Origin of the sequence: Nonomuraea sp. LPB2021202275-12-8 (assembly GCF_037044575.1) — a bacterium.
Classification (GTDB): Bacteria; Actinomycetota; Actinomycetes; order Streptosporangiales; family Streptosporangiaceae; genus Nonomuraea.
Genome location: NZ_JBAHWD010000007.1, coordinates 19,833 through 41,558, shown reverse-complemented (window position 1 = coordinate 41,558; position 21,726 = coordinate 19,833). Strand labels below are relative to the sequence as shown.

21 protein-coding genes are annotated in these 21,726 nt (G+C 69.5%); 7 read left to right on the top strand and 14 right to left on the bottom strand.

Annotated elements, in window-relative coordinates:
* Positions 1-57 precede the first annotated feature (57 nt).
* Entirely contained in the window at positions 58-1,461 is a 1,404-nt protein-coding gene (locus tag V5E28_RS15530) for a peptide ligase PGM1-related protein (RefSeq protein ID WP_336207583.1), read from the top strand.
* Here V5E28_RS15530 and V5E28_RS15525 read toward each other — a convergent pair.
* On the bottom strand, positions 1,421-1,624 hold the full coding sequence (locus V5E28_RS15525; protein ID WP_336207582.1) for an SCO4848 family membrane protein: 204 nt from the start codon (positions 1,622-1,624) through the stop codon (positions 1,421-1,423). The two genes, V5E28_RS15530 and V5E28_RS15525, sit on opposite strands and share 41 nt — an antisense overlap.
* 83 nt (positions 1,625-1,707) lie before the next feature.
* Here V5E28_RS15525 and V5E28_RS15520 point away from each other — a divergent pair, with 83 nt between their 5' ends.
* A complete protein-coding gene (locus V5E28_RS15520; RefSeq protein ID WP_336207581.1) occupies positions 1,708-2,841 on the top strand; it encodes a D-alanyl-D-alanine carboxypeptidase family protein in 1,134 nt (377 codons plus the stop codon).
* Here V5E28_RS15520 and V5E28_RS15515 read toward each other — a convergent pair.
* The 5 genes from V5E28_RS15515 to V5E28_RS15495 all read right to left on the bottom strand — a co-directional run bounded on the left by V5E28_RS15515 (position 2,830) and on the right by V5E28_RS15495 (position 7,146).
* A complete protein-coding gene (locus V5E28_RS15515; protein ID WP_336207580.1) occupies positions 2,830-3,804 on the bottom strand; it encodes a YihY/virulence factor BrkB family protein in 975 nt (324 codons plus the stop codon). The genes V5E28_RS15520 and V5E28_RS15515 overlap by 12 nt on opposite strands.
* 84 nt (positions 3,805-3,888) lie before the next feature.
* Positions 3,889-4,122, bottom strand: a complete 234-nt coding sequence (locus V5E28_RS15510) for a helix-turn-helix domain-containing protein (RefSeq protein WP_336207579.1) — start codon at positions 4,120-4,122, stop codon at positions 3,889-3,891.
* Positions 4,122-4,736 (bottom strand): hypothetical protein, encoded by a 615-nt coding sequence (locus tag V5E28_RS15505; protein WP_336207578.1) that lies wholly within the window; start codon positions 4,734-4,736, stop codon positions 4,122-4,124. The genes V5E28_RS15510 and V5E28_RS15505 overlap by 1 nt, the downstream gene beginning before the upstream one ends.
* Positions 4,737-4,813: 77 nt before the next feature.
* On the bottom strand, positions 4,814-5,818 hold the full coding sequence (trpS, locus tag V5E28_RS15500) for a tryptophan--tRNA ligase (RefSeq protein WP_336207577.1): 1,005 nt from the start codon (positions 5,816-5,818) through the stop codon (positions 4,814-4,816).
* Positions 5,819-5,832: 14 nt separating this feature from the next.
* Positions 5,833-7,146, bottom strand: coding sequence for a hemolysin family protein (locus tag V5E28_RS15495; protein WP_336207576.1), 1,314 nt, complete (start codon positions 7,144-7,146; stop codon positions 5,833-5,835).
* An 86-nt stretch (positions 7,147-7,232) separates the two neighbouring features.
* Between V5E28_RS15495 and galE the strand changes: the two genes are divergently transcribed.
* Positions 7,233-8,180, top strand: a complete 948-nt coding sequence (gene galE, locus V5E28_RS15490) for a UDP-glucose 4-epimerase GalE (protein ID WP_336207575.1) — start codon at positions 7,233-7,235, stop codon at positions 8,178-8,180.
* A gap of 68 nt (positions 8,181-8,248) precedes the next feature.
* Positions 8,249-8,371 carry a hypothetical protein gene (locus tag V5E28_RS15485; protein WP_336207574.1) on the top strand — a complete coding sequence of 41 codons (123 nt, stop codon included), beginning with the start codon at positions 8,249-8,251 and terminating at the stop codon, positions 8,369-8,371.
* A 45-nt stretch (positions 8,372-8,416) separates the two neighbouring features.
* On the opposite strand, the gene V5E28_RS15480 is transcribed toward V5E28_RS15485, so the two are convergent.
* Positions 8,417-9,391: a malate dehydrogenase gene (locus V5E28_RS15480; protein WP_336207573.1), complete on the bottom strand. Its 975-nt coding sequence runs from the start codon at positions 9,389-9,391 to the stop codon at positions 8,417-8,419.
* Between the two features lie 54 nt (positions 9,392-9,445).
* Complete coding sequence (locus V5E28_RS15475) at positions 9,446-11,401, bottom strand: bifunctional serine/threonine-protein kinase/glutamate ABC transporter substrate-binding protein (protein WP_336207572.1); 1,956 nt, start codon at positions 11,399-11,401, stop codon at positions 9,446-9,448.
* A 168-nt stretch (positions 11,402-11,569) separates the two neighbouring features.
* Between V5E28_RS15475 and V5E28_RS15470 the strand changes: the two genes are divergently transcribed.
* Positions 11,570-12,772 carry a saccharopine dehydrogenase family protein gene (locus tag V5E28_RS15470; protein ID WP_336207571.1) on the top strand — a complete coding sequence of 401 codons (1,203 nt, stop codon included), beginning with the start codon at positions 11,570-11,572 and terminating at the stop codon, positions 12,770-12,772.
* Here the strand turns inward: V5E28_RS15470 and V5E28_RS15465 are convergent.
* The 4 genes from V5E28_RS15465 to V5E28_RS15450 all read right to left on the bottom strand — a co-directional run bounded on the left by V5E28_RS15465 (position 12,769) and on the right by V5E28_RS15450 (position 16,688).
* On the bottom strand, positions 12,769-13,770 hold the full coding sequence (locus V5E28_RS15465; RefSeq protein WP_336207570.1) for a polysaccharide deacetylase family protein: 1,002 nt from the start codon (positions 13,768-13,770) through the stop codon (positions 12,769-12,771). The two genes, V5E28_RS15470 and V5E28_RS15465, sit on opposite strands and share 4 nt — an antisense overlap.
* Before the next feature lie 165 nt (positions 13,771-13,935).
* Positions 13,936-15,150, bottom strand: a complete 1,215-nt coding sequence (locus V5E28_RS15460) for an NADP-dependent isocitrate dehydrogenase (protein ID WP_336207569.1) — start codon at positions 15,148-15,150, stop codon at positions 13,936-13,938.
* A 52-nt stretch (positions 15,151-15,202) separates the two neighbouring features.
* Entirely contained in the window at positions 15,203-15,496 is a 294-nt protein-coding gene (locus V5E28_RS15455) for a DUF3017 domain-containing protein (protein ID WP_336207568.1), read from the bottom strand.
* 70 nt (positions 15,497-15,566) lie between these two features.
* Positions 15,567-16,688 carry a citrate/2-methylcitrate synthase gene (locus tag V5E28_RS15450; protein ID WP_336207567.1) on the bottom strand — a complete coding sequence of 374 codons (1,122 nt, stop codon included), beginning with the start codon at positions 16,686-16,688 and terminating at the stop codon, positions 15,567-15,569.
* A 181-nt stretch (positions 16,689-16,869) separates the two neighbouring features.
* Between V5E28_RS15450 and V5E28_RS15445 the strand changes: the two genes are divergently transcribed.
* On the top strand, positions 16,870-17,514 hold the full coding sequence (locus V5E28_RS15445; RefSeq protein WP_336207566.1) for an FHA domain-containing protein: 645 nt from the start codon (positions 16,870-16,872) through the stop codon (positions 17,512-17,514).
* On the opposite strand, the gene V5E28_RS15440 is transcribed toward V5E28_RS15445, so the two are convergent.
* Both V5E28_RS15440 and V5E28_RS15435 read right to left on the bottom strand, forming a co-directional pair.
* Complete coding sequence (locus V5E28_RS15440; protein WP_336207565.1) at positions 17,488-18,609, bottom strand: anhydro-N-acetylmuramic acid kinase; 1,122 nt, start codon at positions 18,607-18,609, stop codon at positions 17,488-17,490. The two genes, V5E28_RS15445 and V5E28_RS15440, sit on opposite strands and share 27 nt — an antisense overlap.
* Positions 18,610-18,634: 25 nt before the next feature.
* Positions 18,635-20,164 carry a glycoside hydrolase family 10 protein gene (locus V5E28_RS15435; protein WP_336207564.1) on the bottom strand — a complete coding sequence of 510 codons (1,530 nt, stop codon included), beginning with the start codon at positions 20,162-20,164 and terminating at the stop codon, positions 18,635-18,637.
* Between the two features lie 88 nt (positions 20,165-20,252).
* Here V5E28_RS15435 and V5E28_RS15430 point away from each other — a divergent pair, with 88 nt between their 5' ends.
* A complete protein-coding gene (locus V5E28_RS15430; protein ID WP_336207563.1) occupies positions 20,253-21,725 on the top strand; it encodes a glycoside hydrolase family 3 protein in 1,473 nt (490 codons plus the stop codon).
* The last annotated feature ends 1 nt before the right edge of the window (position 21,726 follow it).

Below are 21,726 nucleotides of genomic sequence, written 5' to 3'. Positions count from 1 at the left end.
GGTCATGACACTACTGCGCTGGCTGCATTCGCGAAGAATGCGTGTTTCACTCGCTATATGATCACTAATATCCCGTTCGGGGAGAAGTATGCCAGGTTGAGCATCTTCGAGCCGGGCGAGGGGACCCTGGTGGTCGTACCCTCGCTCTCCCTTCCCCAGGATGAGCTGCGCCGCATCACCGGAGCGCGATGCTACGAAGAGCGCCTGCTCTTCCTGCTCATGACGCTCCGCCGGCCCGGGGTGAAAGTGGTCTACCTCTCTTCAGCGCCGGTCGATCCCGAGATCGTCGACTACTACCTCGGATTCCTGCCCGATCCGGACGACGCCCGCAAGCGGCTCGAACTCATCAGCCTCGACGAGCCGGATCTCCAGCCACTGACCAGAACGTTACTTTCCCGTCCTGATGCCCTGGGGCGGCTACGGTCCGTGATCGACGGGGATGCCTGGCTGGTCCCCTTCGTGCTCAGCGAGCTGGAGGAGGAACTCGCACGGTCACTCAACGTTCCCCTCTACGGTCCGGCCACCGCGCTGGCCTACTACGGCTCCAAGAGCGGCTCGCGCGAGGTGGGGACCGCCGCGGGCGTGCCGATGGCCCGCGGCTTCGGCGACCTGTACACCCTCACCGAGATCGAGGACGCGATCGAGTCGCTGCCGGGCGAGCGGGTGATCGTCAAGCTGAACGACGGCTATTCGGGGCTGGGCAACGCCATCCTCACCAAGGACGACCGGTCGCGGACCAGCTTCTCGGCCGACGGGGAGACCTGGTTCAGCTTCACCGGCAAGGCCCTGGAGCGGGGAGCCGTCGTCGAGGAGTTCATCGAGCACCGGCCGCTGTTCTACCCCAGCGCGCTGGCCCGCGTCTCGCCAGGCGGGCACCACGAGGTGCTCGCCACCCACGACCAGGTGCTCGGCGGGCCCAACAACGACGTCTACCAGGGCTGCACGTTCCCGGCGGCGCCCGAGTACCGCGCCGAGGTTGGCGCCTCGGCCGCCAGGATCGCCGAGATCCTGGCGGGCAAGGGCGTGGTCGGGCTGTTCGGCATGGACTTCTTCGCCATGAAGACCGACGCGGGCTACGCCGCGCTGCTGTGCGAGATCAACCTGCGCATCGGCGGCACCACTCACCCGTACGGGGCCGCGCTGCTCACCACCGGGGCCACCTACGACCCGGACACCGGCCTGCTCATGGCAGGCGACCAGCCCAAGTACTACACCGCGACCGACAACTGCTCGGCCACCTGCCTGCGCGGGCGCACCCCGGGCGAGGTCGTGCGCACGGTCGAACGGCTCGGCCTGGGCTTCGACCCGAAGTCGCGCACGGGCAACGTCTTCCACCTGCTGGGCGCCATCCCCGACCACGGCAAGCTGGGCTTCACCTCCATCGGCGACTCCCGGAGCCAGGCCGACGAGCTGCACGCCCTCACCCGGCGCGCCCTCTGCGGAAACCACGCACCCCGATGACCATGAGCACGAGACCCAGGACGAGGTTGACAGCGATCAGGATGCCGTGGATCACGTAGAAAGCGGTCTCGTGCCCATCGGCCAGGTTAAACCCCAGGTTGATCCACTCGAAGACCATGAACACGCCGAGTGCGATGAGGAATCCGGCGATCTTTCGTGACATGACGCTCTCTCTAGTATCGAAGATGGACCATCGGGGGATGTGTCGCCACATGGGCAACAACACGAAGCTACGCTGAGTCCGTAATGTGGACGAAACTGGTGCCTGCCACGGCACTCCTCACCGCGGTCACTTTCGCAGGTCCCCTCGCAGGGGCCGCGCTCGCCTCGCCGACGACCCCGCCGGTGGGCGGCGACGAACTCGCCGGCCGCGGCCTGGTCAAACCCGACGGCGTCAAGGCGCCGCCGAAGACCAAGGCGACCTCGTTCGTGATCGCCGATCATGGGACGGGCCAGGTGCTCGCCGCCAGGAACGCCCACGGGCGCTACCTGCCGGCCAGCACCCTCAAGACGCTCACCGCGCTCACGCTGATTCCCAAGCTCGACAAGGACCTCACGGTCAAGCCGAGCCGCAACGCGGTCAACCAGGAGGGCAGCGCGGTCGGCTTGCAGCCCAAGCCGATCTACAAGGTCGAAGACCTGTTCAAGGCGCTGATGATGTCCTCGGGCAACGACGCCGCCATGGCGCTGGCCGAGACCAACGGCGGCCTGGCCAAGACGATGAGCGACATGAACGCCGAGGCCAAGCGCCTGCAGGCGAACGACACCGTGGCCAAGACGCCCAGTGGGCTGGACAAGCCGGGGCAGAGCAGCTCGGCCTATGACCTGGCGCTCATCGCCCGAGCGGGCCTCGGCAACCCCGATTTCCGCCGATATATCAGTACGAAGACTGCGAAGTTCCCGGCGCCGAAGAAGTACTACGAGATCAGCAACCACAACAAGCTGCTGTGGCGCTACAAGGGCATGATCGGCGTCAAGAACGGCTGGACCTCCAAGGCGCAGGGCGCCTTCGTCGGCGCGGCCACCCGCAACGGGCACACGATCATCGTGTCGATCATGCGGCACGAGGGCTACTTCTGGGAGGAGGTGGCCGACCTGCTCGACTGGGGCTTCGCCGCCAGGGGCAAGGTCACCCCGGTCGGGCAGCTCGTCGACCCGCTCCCCGTCCAGGCCCCGGTCCAGCAGGCCGCCCCGGTGGCCAGCTCGCCGGCCGCCGCGCCGAGCGGCACGTCCGCCGCCCGACCGCTGCTCGACCATGCCGCGGCCGAGCAGACCAGCAGCAGCCGCACGATCGGCGCCGCCGTCATCGGCGGCGGCCTGCTGTTCGGGCTGCTCTGGCTCGGCTACGGCATCCGCCGCAGGCGCAGGTCACGGCTGTGACGCCTGGTTCGGCCTGGCCTCCTCGGCCGGCCGGGCCGCCTCCGGCATGGACGGGACGGGCGAGGGGGCGGGCGGGGGGTCGAACCCGGCCGTGGCGGTCCAGGCGGCCACGTAGAGCACCAGGCGCGCGGAGATGTTGATCCAGATCAGCAGCCCGACGATGACCGCGAACGCGCCGTACACCGGGTTGCCCAGGGTCTGGGCGAGCAGCAGCGACGCGACCTGCTTGAGCGCGCCGAAGCCGATCGCGCCGATCAGCGCCCCCTGGGCGATCACCCGGAACGGCTGGAGCGGGCGGGCCACCCAGCCCAGCAGGACCACGAACAGCAGCCAGTCAGCCGCCACGCTGCCCAGCATTCCCACGAGCCAGGTCGCCGCCGTGACCACCGGCGAGCTGTCGCCGAACAGGAAGAGCGCGACGTTGCGCGTCGCCTGCGTGGCCAGCCCGCCGGCCAGCACGGACACGATCAGCGTCACCCCGAGCATGATGAGCGAGACCAGGTCGCGCAGCTTGCCGAGGACGAAGTTGGGCGGCGGCGTGGTTGCCATCGAGATCTCCCGCAGCGCCCCGCGCAGCGCGTCGACCGCACCCAGGCCCGCATACAGCAGGCCGAGCAGGCCGATGACCCCCGCGGTCGCCTTGGCGTCCTCGATGTAGCTCAGGTCGAGCTGGTCGGCCACGCCGGGCAGCCGCTCGGTGATCGCCTCACGCAGAGCCTGCTCCACGTTCTGGTTGAACGCCAGCACGTAGCCGAGCAGCGCGAAGGCGAGCGCGAGCAGCGGGAAGAACGACAGGAACGCGAAGTAGGTGACCGCGCCCGCCAGCCGGTCACCCGACTGGCCCTGATAGCGCTGGACGGTCCTGATCAGGCGGTCGACGGACGGCCTGCGGACGCGCCAGTGCTCCATCAGCCGGCGTCCACGGCTCTTGGCCGACGCCACTCGCTCGGTCAGGCTCGCCATCACGGTCTCGCGCGCCGCCTCTCAGGTGCCCGGATACCGGCAGATCTGCCCTGGCGCAGGGCCTCGAATCCCCCGGGACGCCCCTCACCGCTCGCCGGACTCGTAGCCGAGCAGATCCCCCGGCTGGCACGTGAGGACTTCGCAGATCTTCGTCAGCGTGGTGAACCTGATGGCCTTGGCCCGGCCGTTCTTCAAGATGGACAGGTTGACCACGGTCACGCCGACCCGGTCGGCCAGCTCGGTGAGCGTCATGCCGCGCTCGGCCAGCAGCCGGTCCAGGTGGACGGTGATGGCGTGGGCCTCCATCTCGGCAGGCATCAAACGGTCCCTTCCAGGTCTTCACGCATCCGCACACCGTCGCGCAGCACGCTCCCGACCAGCAGCATGCCCAGCCCGGCCAGCAGCACCACCACCGGCGCCTCGCGCAGCCTGAAGGCGGTGTCCACCTGCAGGGCGACCGTGTCCAGGAGCCTGATCATCGCGATCTCCTCGACCGCGGCGGCAAGGATGCCGCCGATCAGCAGCCACCAGCCCAGGCCGCGCGCCTGGCGGGCGACCCGTGGCACGTAGGCGCCACCACGAGCCTGCCAGAGCAGCCGCCCCAGCAGGAAGAGGGCGCCGGCGGTCAGGACCGCCCCGGGCAGGGTGGTCAGCGCCTGCCAGAGGTACTGGGTCGCGGTGGGTGTCGCGTCGATGAAGCTGAGCTCTCCCGCCGAGGGCAGGACCCCCGGCCGGGCCATCTCGTGGAGATCGTCGACGGGAATGCCGTACGACCCGAAGGCCCGCGCCACCACGAGGCCGTCGGTGAGGCCGAAGAGCCCGGCCCGGGAGAAGATCGCCAGGCCGGCGATCCCTCCGGCGACCACGGCGAGCGCCGCGAAGCCGGAGGGCGTGCGGGTCAACCGGCCGAGCGCGCTTGCGGAAACAGCCACGGAACACTCCAGGGAGTATCGATAATCGATGTCTCATCTAATCTAGCTATCGAATATCGATATGACAAGCCGGAGCGTCAGAGGCTGGGCAGGAACCCGACCCGGTCCCGCACCTCGTCCATGGTCCGCCTGGCCACGGCACGCGCCCGCTCGGCCCCGGCGGCCAGCAGGCGGTCCAGCTCGGCCTCGTCGGCCAGCAGCTTCTCGGTGCGCTCACGGATCGGCGTGAACGTCTCGACCACGGCCTCCGCCACCGCCTTCTTGAACGTCCCGTACCCCTGCCCCTCGTAGCGCGAGACGAGGTCGGGGATGGCGGTCCCGGTCAGCGCGGACTGGATGCGCAGCAGGTTGGAGATGCCCGGCTTGTTCTCCTCGTCGAACAGCACCTCGGACCCGGTGTCGGTGACCGCGCGCATGACCTTCTTGCGCAGCGGCCCCGGCTGCTCCAGGACGTCCAGGATGCCGGCGGGGCTGGAGGAGGACTTGGACATCTTCGCCGACGGCTCCTGGAGGTCGGTGATCTTCTCGACCTCCTTGAGGATGTACGGCTCCGGGATGGTGAAGGTGTCGCCGAAGCGGTGGTTGAAGCGCTGGCCGAGGTCGCGGGTCAGCTCCAGGTGCTGCTTCTGGTCGGCGCCGACGGGCACGCTGTTGGCCTGGTAGATCAGGATGTCGGCGGCCTGCAGGATCGGGTAGGTGAACAGGCCGACGCTGGCGGCGTTCTCGCCGAACTTGGCGGACTTGTCCTTGAACTGGGTCATCCGGGCGGCCTCGCCCATGCCGGTCAGGCAGATGAGGATCCAGGCCAACTCGGTGTGCTCGCGGACATGCGACTGCACGAAGACGGTGGCGCGGTCCGGATCGAGCCCGGCGGCGAAGAGCTGCGCGGCGGCGACGCGGCTGCGGCGGCGCAGGGCGGCGGGCTCGGTCGGGATGGTGATCGCGTGCAGGTCCACCACACAGTAGAAGGCGTCGTGGGTCTCCTGCAGCGTGACCCATTGACGAACCGCACCCAGGTAGTTGCCCAGGTGGAAGGAGTCCGCTGTGGGCTGGATGCCGGAGAGAACACGAGGTCTGGCCATAGCAGCCAATTGTGTCAGGAATCCACTTCGGGCGGCGACTCGACCACCGCTCGGCGTTTCACTCTCACTCTGGCGATACGGCGGCCGTCGAGCTCGGTGACGGTCAGCTCGAAGCCGTGCACCTCCACCTTCTCGTTCAGCTGCGGCACGTGCCCGAGCATGGCCATGACGAATCCGCCCAGCGTCTCGTAGGGTCCGTCGGGCAGCCGGATGCCGGTTTCGGTGCTGAAGTCGTTGAGGTTCGTCAGGCCGTCGATCTCGATCTCGCCCGCGGGCAGGACCACGGTGTCGTCCTCGATGTCGTACTCATCCCTGATGTCGCCGATGAGCTCCTCGACCAGGTCCTCCATGGTCACGATGCCGGCGGTGCCGCCGTACTCGTCGATGACGATGACCATGTGCTGCCCCTCGTCACGCATCTCCGACAGCGTGGTGAGCAGGCGTTTGGAGGCGGGCACGAACTTGGCGGGCCTGATCGGCACCAGCTCGCTGAGCGGCTCGGTCCGCCCGGTGAGCACCGGGTCCAGCAGGTCCCTGACGTGGACGAAGCCGATGACCTCGTCGTAGGACTCGCGATAGACGGGAAAGCGCGAGTGCGGCAGCCCGGCGGCCAGCACCGCGGCCTCGGCCAGCGGCGTGTCGACCTCCATGAACTCCACCTCGGTCCGCGGCAGCATCACCTCGCGCAACTGGCGCTTGCCGGCGGCGAACACCTCGGCGATCAGGTTGCGCTCGTCCGGGGTCAGCTCGGCGTGCCCGACGACCATGTCGCGCAGCTCCTCGGTGGTCACCTCCTCCCTGTCGGCCTGCGGGTTGCCGCCGAGCAGCCTGACGACGCCGTCGGTCGACTTGGACAGCGCCCAGATGATGGGCCGCGACAGGGCGGCGATGCGGTCGAGGAAGGGGGCGACGAACAGCGACAACCCCTCGGCCCGCTGCAGCGCCAGACGTTTGGGGGCCAGCTCTCCGAGCACCAGGGAGACGTACGAGATCGCCAGCGTCACCAGCACGAGCGCGAGCACGGGGGCGACGGCGGCGGGCACGCCCCACGCTTCCAGGACGGGAGACAGCTGCATGCCGAGCCGGTCTGCGCCGAACGCGGCGGAGAGCATGGTGGCGACGGTGACGCCGATCTGCACGGCGGACAGGAACCGGTTGGGGTCGCGGGCGAGCTTGGCCACGCGCTCCCCACGGCGGCCCAGATGGGACAGTTTGCGGACCTGGCTCTCACGCAGGGAGACCATGGCCATCTCGGCGGCGGCGAAGAACCCGCCCACCAGGATGAACAGCAGAACCAGGGCGATGTTGGCCGCGACGGTGTCAAACATGGTGGTTGGCAGCGTACTCGGCGGCTTTCCCGCGTATGCTGAACCCCAAGCCGTACAAAATCAAACAGATTCGGACAGGAGTAAACATGAGGCTGCTGGTCACCGGAGGAGCCGGATACATCGGCAGCGTCGTCGCGGCCCTGCTCGTCGAGGCCGGCCACGAGGTGACGGTGCTCGACGACCTGTCCACCGGCCACGCGGACGCGGTGCCGGACGGCGCGACGTTCGTCCAGGCTCCGATCACCGACGCGGGCGGCGCGCTCGACGGGGTGGACGCGGTGCTGCACTTCGCCGCCAAGTCGCTGGTCGGCGAGTCGGTGGAGAAGCCGGACCTCTACTGGGCCAACAACCTCGGCGGCACGCTGGCGCTGCTGGAGGCCATGCACGAGCGCGGTGTGCGCAAGATCGTGTTCTCCTCGACGGCGGCGACCTACGGCGAGCCTGAGCGCGCCCCGGTCCAGGAGGACGACCCCACCCGGCCGACGAACCCCTACGGCGCCTCGAAGCTGGCCGTCGACACCGCGCTGTCGGCGTACGCGGTGCTGCGCGGCCTGGGCGCGGTCAGCCTGCGCTACTTCAACGTCGCCGGCGCCCACGGCCGCTACCGGGAGCGGCACACCGTGGAGACGCACCTCATCCCCAACGTCCTCAAGGTCGCCACCGGCGAGCGCGAGTCGGTGAGCGTGTTCGGCACCGACTACCCGACGGCCGACGGCACGTGCGTGCGCGACTACGTGCACGTCACCGACCTCGCGCGCGCCCACCTGCTGGCGCTGGAGGCCTGCGAGGAGGGCGCGCACAAGGTCTACAACCTGGGCAACGGCACCGGCTTCTCCGTGCAGGAGGTGATCTCGGTCTGCCGCGAGGTCACCGGACGGGAGATCCCCACGGTCGTCGGCCCCCGCCGTCCCGGCGACCCGGCCGTGCTGGTCGCCTCATCGGAGAAGATCCAGCGCGAGCTGGGCTGGAAGGCCGAGCGGACCTCGCTGCGGGACATCGTCGCCGACGCCTGGGACGCGCTTTCTGGCAAATGACCCATGCTGCCGCTGGATCTGTGCTCTGATACCGAAATGTGAGGAGCTTTTCACCAAGGGTCACGAAGGTGCTCTTCGCCGTCCTCATCATGCTGTGCAGCTTGACGGTCGCCGCCGGAGTGGTGTTCGCGACGCCCGAGCCCGCACGAGGCGGGCCGGCGTCCACCTGCCCGGCCACGGAGAAGAAATGAAACGGCGCGCGCCCACGACGGGCGCGCGCCGATGATCCGAGCAGGTCAGATCAGGCCCAGCTCACGCACCGCGTCGCGCTCCTCCTCGAGCTCGCGCACGGAGGCGTCGATGCGCTCACGGGAGAACCCGTCGATCTCCAGCCCCTGGATGATCTCGAACTTGCCGCCCGCGGCCCGCACCGGGAACGACGAGATGAGCCCCTCGGGCACCCCGTAGGAGCCGTCGGAAACCACCGCGGCCGAGGTCCACTCGGTGCCGTTGACCCAGTCGTGGACGTGGTCGACGGCCGCGTTGGCAGCTGAGGCGGCCGAGGAGGCGCCGCGGGCCTCGATGATGGCAGCGCCGCGCTTGGCCACCGTCGGGATGAACGTCTCACGCAGCCACTCGGCGTCGACCTGGTCGGCCGCGACCTTGCCGCCGACCTCGGCGTGGAAGAGGTTGGGATACTGCGTGGCGGAGTGGTTGCCCCAGATCGTCATGCGCTTGATCTCGGTCACCGGGACCTGAAGCTTCTTCGCGAGCTGCGAGAGCGCGCGGTTGTGGTCGAGGCGGGTCATCGCGGTGAAACGCTCGGCCGGGACGTCGGGCGCGTTCTGCTGGGCGATGAGCGCGTTGGTGTTGGCCGGGTTGCCGACCACCAGGACCTTGATGTCGTCCGCGGCGTGGTCGTTGATCGCCTTGCCCTGCGGGCCGAAGATGCCCCCGTTGGCGCCGAGCAGGTCGCCGCGCTCCATGCCGGCCTTACGCGGCATGGCGCCGACCAGCAGCGCGACGTTGGCGCCGGCGAAGGCGACGTCCGGGCTGTCGGTGATCTCGATGCCGGAGAGCAGCGGGAACGCGCAGTCCTCGAGCTCCATCGCGGTGCCCTCGGCTGCCTTCACCGCCTGCGGGATCTCCAGCAGGCTCAGCTTGACCGGGACGTCCCCGCCCAGCAGCTGGCCCGACGCGATGCGGAACAGCAGCGCGTAGCCGATCTGACCGGCTGCTCCGGTGACGGTCACCTTGACGGGCGTGGCCATGGCCTTCCCCTAACTCGCAGGTAGATTCACTGACTTTCGGATGTTACCCGGTCGTCATCCGCAGGCCTTCATCGCGGGCACCTTCGACTCGGGTGTGAACTCCACGTTCGCGAAGTGCTTCGTCATGAGCTGCTCGATGAACCCGGTGCGGTAGAGGTCCGCGATCACGCCGTTGATCGCCTTGCAGGTCTTGACGTCGCCCTCCTTGAGCCCGATGCCGTAGCGCTCGTCGTTCAGCTTGGCGCCGAGCACCTTGAAGCGCTGGTTCTCGCGGCTGGCGAACCCCGCCAGGATGAGGTCGTCGCCGGGCACCGCGTCCACCTTGCCGCTCCTGAGCAGGTCCATGCATTCGGCGTAGTTGCCGGCCGGCACCGGCTCCACCTTCACCCGGTCCTGCACCGTGCCGACGGACGGGCTGTTGATCGCGCAGATCCTCTTGCCCTTCAGGTCGTCGACCGAGTCGATGGAGCCATGGCGCACGAGCAGGTCCTGGTGGGCGAGGTAGTAGGGGCCGGCGAACTCCACGTCGTCGCCGTCGTTGATGGAGTAGGTGGCGACCACCAGGTCCACCTTGCCGTCGGCCAGCGCGCTCGCCCTGTCCGCCCTGGACACGGCGACGAACTCGGTCTCCTTGGCCCGCAGCTCCGTCGCGATCCGCTGGGCGAGGTCCACGTCGAACCCCTCGAAGCCGCCGGCGCGCGTGAGGCCGACACCCGGCAGGTCGCCCTTCACCCCGATCACGATCTTCCCGGTCCTGGCGACCTTGTCGGCCACGGAGGAGTAGGTGGGCGGGACGTCACCGCCGCTCGGTCCCGGCTCGGGCCGCTGGCCGAAGGCCAGCGGCGGCCAGCCGTTCGCCACGGCCACCGCGAACCCGGCCGCGGCCAGGGCCAGCGCGACGACGAGCGCCGCCCACCATCTCCCCCGCCCGCGCCGGGCGGGCGCGACCGTGTCGCCGCCCCGGGAGGGAGCCTGCGGGTACGCCGCACCATCGGTCTCCTGCTGCGCGACGCCCGCCGTCGACTGCTGCAGCGGGCCACTGCCCGTCTGCCGGCCCAGCGGCCCGCTGCCGGTCTGCTGCCGCAGCGGCCCGCTGCCCGTCTGCGGCGCGAGCGTCGGCGAGATCCGCATGAACGGCGTGGTGTCGTCGCTGGCCACCTGCACGCCCCGGTTCAGCACCGCCGTGGAGGCGCCCACGGTCTCGGGCTGGCCGAGCAGCCTCAGCAGGATCTGGTCGGCGGACGGCCGCTCGGCGGGCGACTTGGCCAGCGCCGAACGCACCACGCCGCGCAGCGGCTCCGGCATCATGCTCACGTCCACCTCGTGGTTGAGGATTCGGTTGAGCACGCTCGCGATGGAATTGCCCTCGAACACGGACTTCCCGGTGGCCGCGAACGCGATCGTCGCCCCCCACGCGAACACGTCCGTGTAGGGCCCGACCTCGTCACCGGCGATCTGCTCCGGCGCCATGTAGGCGGGCGTCCCGATGGCCCGGCTGGTGATCGTCCCCGTCGAGTCGATGATCCGCGCGATCCCGAAGTCCACCACCCGCGGCCCGTCGGCCGCGATGAGCACGTTGTCGGGCTTGAGGTCGCGATGCACGATGGAGGCGTGGTGGATCGCGGTCAGCGCGGTGGCCGTGCCGATGGCCAGCCGGTCGAGCACCGTGCCGCGCAGCGGCCCCTCGCTGTCGACGATGTCCCGCAGGGCCGGCCCCTCGATGTACTCGCTGGCGATGTAGGGCGTGTCGCCGTCGAGGTCGGCCTCCATGACCCTGGCCGTGCAGAACGAGGCCACCCGCTTGGCGGCCTTCAGCTCCCTGCCGAAGCGGGAGCGGGCGATCGTGTCACCGCTGAACTTCATGTGCAGCAACTTGACGGCCGCACGCTCGTCCTGCTCGTTGACGCCCAGGAAGACGATGCCCTGACCGCCTTCGCCGATCCGTCCGGACAGCCGGAAGGAACCCAGCTGGGTGGGATCGCCGGCAAGGAGCGGCGAGATTTGCGGCATCCATCTTCCCCACGTGTGCACAAAGCCCGATGACGCAAACTTTACGACGCCCGGCTACTTAACAGCCGACCGTTAACCGTTCGTGACGTCTCGGCTCGCCGTGCCCCTGTCAAGAATGGTGACGCGTAGCCATTGCACCCTGTCCGCGCCTCGTGAAGGCTGCAGATCATGGACCGTACGTACGACATCGTGCTCTTCGGAGCCAGCGGGTTCACCGGAGCGCTCACCGCCGCCTATCTCGCCGAGGCCGCCGGCCCTGACGTCAGGTGGGCGATGGCCGGCCGCAACCGTACCAAACTCCAAGCGCTCGGGATCGACGTGCCGATCCTGCACGCGGACGCGACCGACCCCGCGTCGCTGGCCGAGATCGCCCGGCAGGCACGCGTCGTCGTCACCACCGTGGGTCCGTACATCAGATACGGCGAGCCGCTCGTGGCCGCGTGCGCCGAGGCGGGCACCCACTACCTGGACCTGACCGGGGAGCCGGAGTTCGTCGACAGGATGTACCTCCGCCACGACGCGGCGGCCGCGCGCTCGGGCGCCAAGCTCGTGCACGCCTGCGGCTTCGACTCCATCCCCTGGGACCTCGGAGTCCTGTTCACGGTCGAGCAACTGCCGGAGAAGGTCCCGCTCAAGGTCAGCGGCTTCCTGCGCGCCCGCATGGCGGCGTCGGGGGGCACCTTCCACTCGGCCGTCTCGATCATCTCCCGCCTGCGCCAGGGCATGGAGCAGGCCATCCAGCGCCGCTCGGCCGAGCCTCCGCCGACCGGCCGCAGGGTCAGCTCGCAGCCGGGCGGCCTGCGGTACGTCGGCGGCTGGGCGCTGCCGATGCCCACCGTCGACCCCCAGATCGTCGGCCGCTCGGCCCGCCTCCTCGACCGCTACGGCCCCGACTTCACCTACCGGCAGCACTTCGCGTTCAGACGCCTCCCGGCGGCCCTGTCCGCGGTCGCGGGCGCCACCGCCCTGCTGACGCTCGCCCAGATCCCGCCCGCCCGTGACTGGCTGCTGAGCCGCCTCCAGCCGGGCGACGGCCCCACCGCCGAGCAGCGCGCCGGAAACTGGTTCAAGGCCACCTTCGTCGGCAAAGGTGGCGGTCGCCGGGTCGTCACGCAGGTCGAGGGCGGCGACCCGGGCTACGGAGAGACCGCCAAGATGCTCGCCGAGTCGGCCCTCTGCCTGGCCTTCGACGACGTCCCCGACCGCGCCGGCCAGCTCACCACCGCCTCGGCCATGGGCCGCCCCCTCATCGACCGGCTCCAGCGGGCCGGCATCACGTTCACCGTCCTCAGGAACTCAGGCGGCGCCGCCGCCCCGGACGCGCTGAAGCCCCGGCGGACCGACGTCCAGCCGGGGCTTGACACTCCCTAGTACGGCAGCGCGCGGGTCTTGAACGAGGTGCGCAGGAACGGGTTCTTGAACTTCGGGTACGCCACGCTGGCCGGGTCCCCGTCCGAGGTGTAGCGCATGTCCGGGTTGCTCTTCAGCCAGTCGAGCCAGGCCGTCGAGCAGAACTGGGCGCAGTCGCCCTTCTTGTCCATGGCGCGGATGCGCGGGATGCCCAGCGGGTCGTAGGACCGGCTGAAGGGCGAGGGCGCGGGCGTGTAGCCGGCCAGGAAGACGCCACGGTGGTTGTAGAGGCTGCCGCGCAGGGCCCACTCCTTCTTGTTGGGCTGGTTGCCGTACGGCAGGGCGATGGAGACCGGCTTGGTGTAGGACAGCGCGGTGATCTGCTTGCCGATGCTGCCGATCTGCTCCTCGACCTCCTTGTGGCTGCGACCGCGCAGGTTGAGATGGTCGCGCGTGTGGTTGCCGAGGTCGAAGCCGTTGTCCTTGAGCCAGAGCAGGATCTGCGCCTGCTCCTCGCGCACGGTCTTGCCGAACATGTCGCGGGTGACGTAGAAGGTGGCGACCGGGCGGAAGCCCGGATGCTTGGCGGCCACCTCCTGCAGGATCGCCACCGCGGTGTTCTTCTTCGGCGCCCCCGTCTCGTCCAGCGTGAGCTGGGTGGGCGAGGAGTCGTCGAAGGTGAGGACGACCGCGTGCTTGCCCGCCGGGATGTCGATCTTGCCGGTGACGAACTCGGCGGCGGTGATCGGCACGTAGCCGTCCTTGACGAGCCGTTCGAGGTCCTCACGGAACTTCGCCGGCGTGCGGTCGTCGGTGGTGGCCGGTTTGTCGACGATGCGGTGCCACATGAGCACCGGGATCTGCCCCAGCTCGTTGGCCTTGACCTTGGCCGCGGTCGCGACCTTGGCGGCCTTGCTCCGCTGGAGCTTGGCGGCGGCTTCGGCCTTGGTGTCCTTGACCTGGGCCACCGGCTCCGAGCCACACCCGGCCAGGATCGCAGCGACTGCGACCACACCCACGCCACTGATGAAACGCAGTCGCATTCGAACCCCCCGAGACGCGTACGACTGTTACGGGGGGCTCTTACCCAGGTGATCAACTGCGCCACGCCAGCGATCACCCAAGAGATGGTCTGGACAGCCGAAGGGCCGCCCGCAGGCGGCCCTCCACGTACGTCAGACGGCTCAGGCCATCTTCTTCTTGAGGTTGTCGTCCAGCGCGCCCAGGAAGTCCTGGGTGGTCAGCCACTTGGCGTCGCCGCCCACCAGCAGCGCCAGGTCCTTGGTCATCTGGCCGCTCTCGACCGTCTCGACACAGACCTGCTCCAGGGTGTTGGCGAACTCGGTCACCGCGGGGGTGTTGTCGAGCTTGCCGCGGTGGGCCAGGCCACGGGTCCACGCGAAGATCGAGGCGATCGGGTTCGTGGAGGTGGCGTTGCCCTTCTGGTGCTCGCGGTAGTGGCGGGTCACCGTGCCGTGCGCGGCCTCGGCCTCGACGGTGCGGCCGTCGGGGGTCATCAGGACCGAGGTCATCAGGCCGAGCGAGCCGAAGCCCTGCGCGACGGTGTCGGACTGGACGTCGCCGTCGTAGTTCTTCGCCGCCCAGACGTAGCCGCCCTCCCACTTCATGGCCGCGGCGACCATGTCGTCGATGAGGCGGTGCTCGTAGGTGAGTCCGGCCTTGTCGAACTCGTCCTTGAACTCGCTCTCGTAGACCTCGGCGAAGATGTCCTTGAAGCGGCCGTCGTACGCCTTGAGGATGGTGTTCTTGGTCGAGAGGTAGACCGGGTAGTTGCGGTTGAGGCCGTAGCGCATGGAGGCGCGGGCGAAGTCGCGGATCGACTCGTCCAGGTTGTACATGGCCATCGCGACGCCGGGGCCGGGGAAGTCGTACACGTCGATCTCGAGCGGCTCGGAGCCGTCCTTCGGCGTGTAGGTGAGGGTGAGCGTGCCCTCACCGGGGATCTTCAGGTCGGTGGCGCGATACTGGTCGCCGAAGGCGTGACGGCCGACGACGATCGGCTTGGTCCAGCCGGGGACGAGCCTCGGCACGTTGGACATGATGATCGGCTCGCGGAAGATGACACCGCCGAGGATGTTGCGGATGGTCCCGTTCGGGGACTTCCACATCTTCTTGAGACCGAACTCCTCGACCCGCGCCTCGTCCGGGGTGATGGTGGCGCACTTGACGCCGACGCCGTGCTTCCTGATGGCGTTGGCGGCGTCGATGGTGACCTGGTCGTCCGTGGCGTCGCGGTGCTCGATGCCGAGGTCGTAGTACTTCAGGTCGACGTCGAGGTAGGGAAGGATCAGCTGGTCCTTGATGAACTGCCAGATGATCCGGGTCATCTCGTCGCCGTCAAGCTCGACGACCGGACCCTCCACCTTGATCTTGGGCATGCGAATGGTTCCCCTTCAATGAATGGATACGTTTGAGGCTATCGGACGCCCGTCAACCGGCTAAAAGGGACTCAATGAGGGCCTTCAGCTCGTTGTTGTAGAGCAGGAGCGAGCTCAGCACCAGGACGAAGCCGGCCAGGCCGAGCGTGGCGACGTCGGCGTTCTTGCTGCGCACGGCGAGGGGGCCCTCGTAGCCGGCGAAGCGCAGCGCGGCGCCGACCATGAGGACGGCGCCCAGAGCGAAACCGCCCCACCGGGGGTCGACCAGGAAGATCAGGCCCACGCCGACAGCCGCACCCGCCAGGATCAGCGGGTACGGCCCCCAGCTTCTGGAATTGTCGGTCAACGCTCGAGCCCACGGTGGCATGCGTTACGGGCCTGCGTCGGCATCGTGCCTCGCTCTCTCCAGCCCGGGCTCATCGCTCGTCGATCGGCTTCCACTTCTGGTCCGTCTCGCCGATGTACTCGCTGTCCGGGCGAATCAGGCGGTTGTCCGCGTGCTGCTCGATCACGTGCGCGGTCCAGCCGGACATGCGACTGATCGAGAAGACAGGGGTGAACAGGTCGGTCGGGATTCCAAGGTAGTGGTAGACCGACGCGGCGTAGAAGTCGACGTTCGGGTAGAGGCTCTTCGTCTCGAAGACGACCTCCTCCATCTCCTTGGACATCCGGTAATAGGTGTCGTCGCCGGTCGACTCCGCCAGTTCCTGTGACATGCGTCGCAGGTGGGTCGCGCGCGGGTCCTCGGTCTTGTAGACGCGGTGGCCGAACCCCATGATCTTCTCTCCGGCGGCGAGCTTGTCGCGCACGGCCTGGGCCACGCCCGAGGGGGAGATCGACTCAAGGGTCTTCATGACCTGCTCGTTCGCCCCGCCGTGCAACGGGCCCTTGAGCGTGCCGATGGCGGCGACGATGGCGGAGTGCATGTCCGACTGGGTCGCGGCGCAGACGCGGGCGGCGAAGGTGGAGGCGTTCATGGTGTGGTCCGCGTGCAGCACCAGGCAGGCGTCGAAGATCTCGACCTCGCGCTGGCTGGGCGTCCGCCCGGTGACCTGGAGCAGGAAGTTGCCGGCGATGCTGAGCGAAGGGTCGGGGTCGGGCACCTGTCCACCGCTGCGGGCGGCGTGGTAGCGGGCGACCAGCAGGGGCTGCTGCGCGGTGAGGCGGGCGGCCTTGCCCAGGTTCACCTCGTGGGAGATGCCGTCCTTGTCCGGATCGTCCGCGCCGGAGAGCGACACCAGGCTGCGCAGCGCTTCCATCGGTTTCTGCTTCTCGGCGATCTCGGAGATGTTGGCCGAGACCAGCGCGCCCAACTCCCGGCCACGCACCAACTCCTCGCCGTAGGCGGCGAGCTCGGCCCGATCGGGCAGCTTGCCGCGTTGCAGCAGGTGTGCGGTCTCTTCGAACGTCGCGCGGCCGGCCAGGTCGTGGATGTCGTATCCGCGATAGAAGAGGCGACCGGCCTTCCCGTCGATGTCGCTCAGCGCTGTGGACGCGGCGACGACATCGGCCAGGCCTTTGGTGGGCTTGTCCGCCATGAGTGTTTCCTCCGCTTATCTCCGGTCGAAGTCTACCTGTGAGCAGGCAAAACCGGCCGCAAAGGTCCAGACCAATTTCAAGCGCGATTCTCCTTTCGGCAAAGGCGATTCCGCATCCCCGCGTTTGGGTAAGCCGGAGCTGTAGTAATAGTTACGGCGGGCTACCTGGGGAGGAACTGCCGTGGAGGGGCCGTTCATACGCATCGAGGACACCGGCGAGGTGGTCCCGTTGCGCCCCGAGATCACGACCGTGGGAAGGGGCCGGGGTGCGGACATCCGGCTCAGTGATCCCAGCGTGTCTCGGCTCCATGCCGAGTTCGTCAGGCGAGGACCCTACCTGTATGTCGTTGACCTGGGCCTGTCCCGCAACGGCACGCGGGTGAACGGCAGGCCGATCGCCCGGAGGGTTCTCGACGACGGTGACGTCGTCTCCTTCGGCGCGGCACGCGGTCGCATCGGTGGAGTCCCCCGTGAGGACTTCACCCCCGAGGTCGAACTCCGCAGGGCCGCGGCGCCCGAGCTGACCAGACGCGAGGTCGACGTGCTGACCTCGCTCTGCCGGCCGGCGCTGTCGGACGAGGCGTTCGTCGCCCCGGCTACCGCACGCGAAATCGCCGACGACCTGGTCGTGACCGAAGCCGCGGTCAAGCAGCACCTGCTGCGGCTGTATCAGAAGTTCAGGATCCCCGAAGGCACCAACCGGCGCACGCGGCTGGCCAACGAGGTCGTCGCGCTGGGCCTGGTGCGCCCGACACCTGTGGTGCCACCGCAGCGGTCGTCGGGGTCCACCGCCGAGCCGTCAGCGGCCGGGCGCAGGGCTTCCTGACAGACGGATCGCGACCGGGGCTTCGGCGAGGGGTTCCGGCAGCGTCAGCGGATCGGAACCCGGCGTGACCGTGCCCAGGATCCGGGCGCCCGAGGCGCCCGTGCAACTGGGCACGGTGGCGGGCAGGCCGTGCGCGGCGAGCCAGCCGAACAGCGAGAAGGCGATCGCCTCCTTGCCGTCGGCCGGCATGCCGAGTTCGTCGCTGGTCACGAATTGTGCCGACGACGCGCGCAGGCGCAGCATGCTCATCAGGGTGGGGTTACGCGCCCCGCCTCCTGAGACGATCACCGTGTCGAGCCGGTGCCTGCGGACCTCCGCGGCCACGGTCTCGGCCGTGAGCGCCGTCAGCGTGGCGACCAGATCCGCCTGCGGCAGATCCGCCTTGACGTAGTCCGGCGTGAAGAGCTCCTTGCCGGTGGACTTCGGCGGCTGCTCCCGGTAGTAGGGCTCGGCCAGCAGCTCCTCCAGGAGCCCGGCGTCCACCTTTCCCGCCGCACCCAGCTCGCCGTCCCTGTCGTACGGGGGCGCGGCGGCGTCGATGAGCGCGCAGGCAGGCCCGGTGTCGTAGGCGACGGCCGGGTCCCGCACGGTCAGGTTGGCGATCCCGCCCAGGTTCAGCGCCCCGGTGCGGCCCGGCAGGCCGGCCATGAGCAGCAGGTCGAGGTAGGACACCAGCGGCGCCCCCTGCCCGCCCGCCGCGACGTCGCGCGCCCGTACATCCGACACCACCGGCAGCCCGGTGCGCTCGGCGATCCAGGCCGGCTGGCCGAGCTGCAGGGTGCCGCGGACGTGGCCGTCCTCGACCCAGTGGAACAGGGTCTGGCCGTGGGAGCAGATCAGGTCGGCCGGCGGCGATCCCGCCGCCACCTCCGCGAACGCCTGGCCGATGAGCGTGTCCAGGGCGCAGACCTCGCCCAGGTCGATCCGGTTCGGCGGCAGCGCGGCCACGATGCGGGCTCTCAGCTCGGGTTCGTACGGCCGCTCCCCCAGGTGGACGAGCGTGCCGGTCAGCACGCCGTCCTCCAGCGACCAGTCCACCACCGCGCTGTCGACGCCGTCGTGGGACGTCCCCGAGATGAGGCCGAGAACCCGCATCGCACTCCTTCGCTGAATGATCCTGCTAGATGACCCTGAAGCCGTTGCTCGGCTTGCTGGTGCGGTTGGCCCGGTCCACCGCCACCACGTAGTAGTGGTCCCCGCGCTTGCCATCCTTGTCCAGCCAGCGCACCTGCCGGTCACCGGGCAGGACGGCGACCAGGTGGCGGGCGTCGCGGAAGCCGGAGGACGAGGCCCGCCCGGGGAAGCGGAAGACGGCGAACTGGAACGGCTCGTCCCTTCCGGTGGCCACCGCACGCACCTCCACTCCGCCGTTGCGCCGCAGCGCGTAGGCCAGCACCGGCTTGCGCGGCGGCTCGCCGCCCGCGAGCCGGGGCAGCACCGGCGCCAGCGCGGGCCGCGTGTAGTGGTCGGTCACGGCCGTGCTGATCGAGGCGATCCGGTCGGCGCGCAGGTCGTTGGCGTTGTACCAGATGTCACCGCCGATCTGCGGGTGGTCGCGGTTGAGCGTGAGGTGGTCGGACAGTTCCTTCGGGTCCTGCCACTCGGGCGCCTGGATGGGGTCGCCCGCCTTGTAGGCGGCCTGGCCGATCCACAGCAGCGTGCCGGTGCCGTCGGCCACGTCCGACCACCAGGGCACGAGCTTGGAGTAGTCGGCCGGCGGCTGCCCGATGTACCAGTAGAGCTGCGGCGCGATGTAGTCCAGCCAGCCCTTCTTCACCCAGCCGCGGGTGTCGGCGTGCAGGTTGTCGTAGGACTGGCCGCCGTTGGTGTCGGAGCCGAGCGGGTCGGTGCCCTTGTTGCGCCAGATGCCCGACGGGCTGATGCCCCAGGCGGTCTCCGGCTTGACCTCGCGCACCCGCTGCTGCATCTCCGAGACCATGAGGTCGACGTTGTGGCGTCGCCAGGTGGCCAGGTCGGGGAAGTCCGCGCCGTACTGGGCGAACGTGGCGCTGTCGTCGAAGGCCGTGGTGTTCGTCGGGTAGAAGTAGTCGTCGAAGTGCAGGCCGTCGATGTCGTAGCGGGTGAGCGCGTCCAGCATCGCGTCCTGGCAGAACTTGCGGACCTCGGGAATGCCCGGGTTGTAGTAGAGCTTGCCGCCGAACGGCAGGATCCAGTCGGGGTGCTTGCGCCCGGGGTGGTCGGGGTGGAGCTGAGCCGGGTCTGCCTGCATGGAGACGCGGTAGGGGTTGAACCAGGCGTGGAAGGCCAGGCCGCGCTTGTGCGTCTCGGCCACGGCGAAGCCGAGCGGGTCGTAGCCGGGGTCCTGCCCCTGGGTGCCCGTCAGCCAGTGCGACCACGGCTCGAAGTTCGACGGCCAGAACGCGTCGGCGGTCGGCCTGATCTGCACGAACACCGAGTTGAGCTTGCGCTCGACGGCCAGGTCCAGCCAGGCGAGGTATTCGGCCTTCTGCTCGTCGGCGCTCAGGCCTTGCTTGGACGGCCAGTTGATGTTCACTACGGACGCGATCCACATGCCGCGCATCTGGCGCAGAGGGGGCACGTAGTCGACGGCCGCGAACGCGGGCAGCGGGACGGCGGAGGCGGCGGCGGCGAGAGCGAGCCCCTTGAGTAGGGTCCTTCGGCTGTGCATGGGGGGTGGCTCCTCGGAAGAGGTTGTGTCGAGGGCGACGATGACAGAAAATTACCTTCAGATCAACAACTGTGAAGGAAAATGCCGCATGACCGCTGACCTGTACCGACTGGCCATGGCAGTGCTCCAGCCCGGCTACCACGGGACCTCGGTCCCCGACTGGATGCGCAGAGCGCTCGGCCAAGGGCTCGGCGGTGTCGTGCTGTTCGCCCGCAACGACCCGGGCGAGCAGGTCGTACGGCAGATCAGGGCGGAGAACCCCGCCGCCGTGGTCGCCGTCGACGAGGAAGGCGGCGCGGTCACCCGCTTCGAGGTCGCCTCCGGCAGCTCCTTCCCCGGCAACCGCGCGCTCGGCGTGGTCGACGACGTGGCACTCACCGAGCGGGTCGGCCGCCAGATCGGCCGCATGCTCGCCCAGGCCGACATCACCCTCGACTACGCGCCGACCGCCGACGTGAACGCCAACCCCGCCAACCCGGTGATCGGCGTCCGCTCCTTCGGCCCCGCCGCGGACCTCGTCGCCCGCCACACCGTCGCCTATGTCAACGGTGTGCAGGGCGCCGGAGTGGCCGCCTGCGCCAAGCACTTCCCCGGTCACGGCGACACGGTCACCGACTCCCACCTCGCGCTGCCCACCGTGCACGCCTCCCGCGACCTGATCTCCGAACGCGACCTGCCGCCGTTCCGCGCGGCCGTCGAGGCCGGAGTCCGCTCCATCATGTGCGGCCACCTGCTGGTCCCCGCCCTCGACCCGGCGATGCCCGCGACGCTGAGCCATGCCGTCCTGACCGAGCTCCTGAGGGGCGAGCTCGGTTTCGACGGGATGCTCGTCACGGACGCCATCGAGATGCGGGCGGTGGCCGCGATGTTCGGCCCCGGCGAGATCGCGGTCCGCGCGCTCACTGCCGGGGCCGACGCCATCTGCGTCGGCGAATCCACCGAGGAGAGCCTGCACGAGATGCGCGACGCCATCGTGGCCGCCGTCCGCGCCGGCGCCCTGCCCGAGGAGCGCCTGGCGGAAGCGGCCTCGCGCGTGCTCGCGCTGTCCCAGTGGTACGGCGAGCAGGCGGCCCTGCGTGACAAGGTCCGCGCCGACGCCGACGAGCACGCCGGCCTGGAGGCGGCCCGCGCCGCGCTGACCGTGACCGGCTCGGCGACCCTTACCCGGCCGCCGCTGGTCGTGGAGGTCAACACGCGCTTCAACAAGGCCGTGGACCCGGCCACCCCGACCGGCGTCACGGCGGCCCTGGCAGCCCTGCTCCCCGGCACCGAACGCGTGCAGCTGGAACCGGAGGGCGAGCTGCCCCGCCTCGGACCCGGCCTCGCCGCCAGAGCCGGCCTCGGGTCGGGGGCCGAGCAGCGGCCGGTCGTGCTCGTGGTGCACGACGCGGCCCGGCACCCGTGGGTACGGGACCGGGTGGCGCAGGCCGTGCGCGACCGGCCCGACGTGATCGTCATCGACACCGGCATCCCGGACGCCCCCGCCGGCGCCGCGCACCTGGCCACCCACGGCATCTCCCGCGTGTCCGCCCAGGCCGCCGCCGAGTGGCTGACGTCGTGAC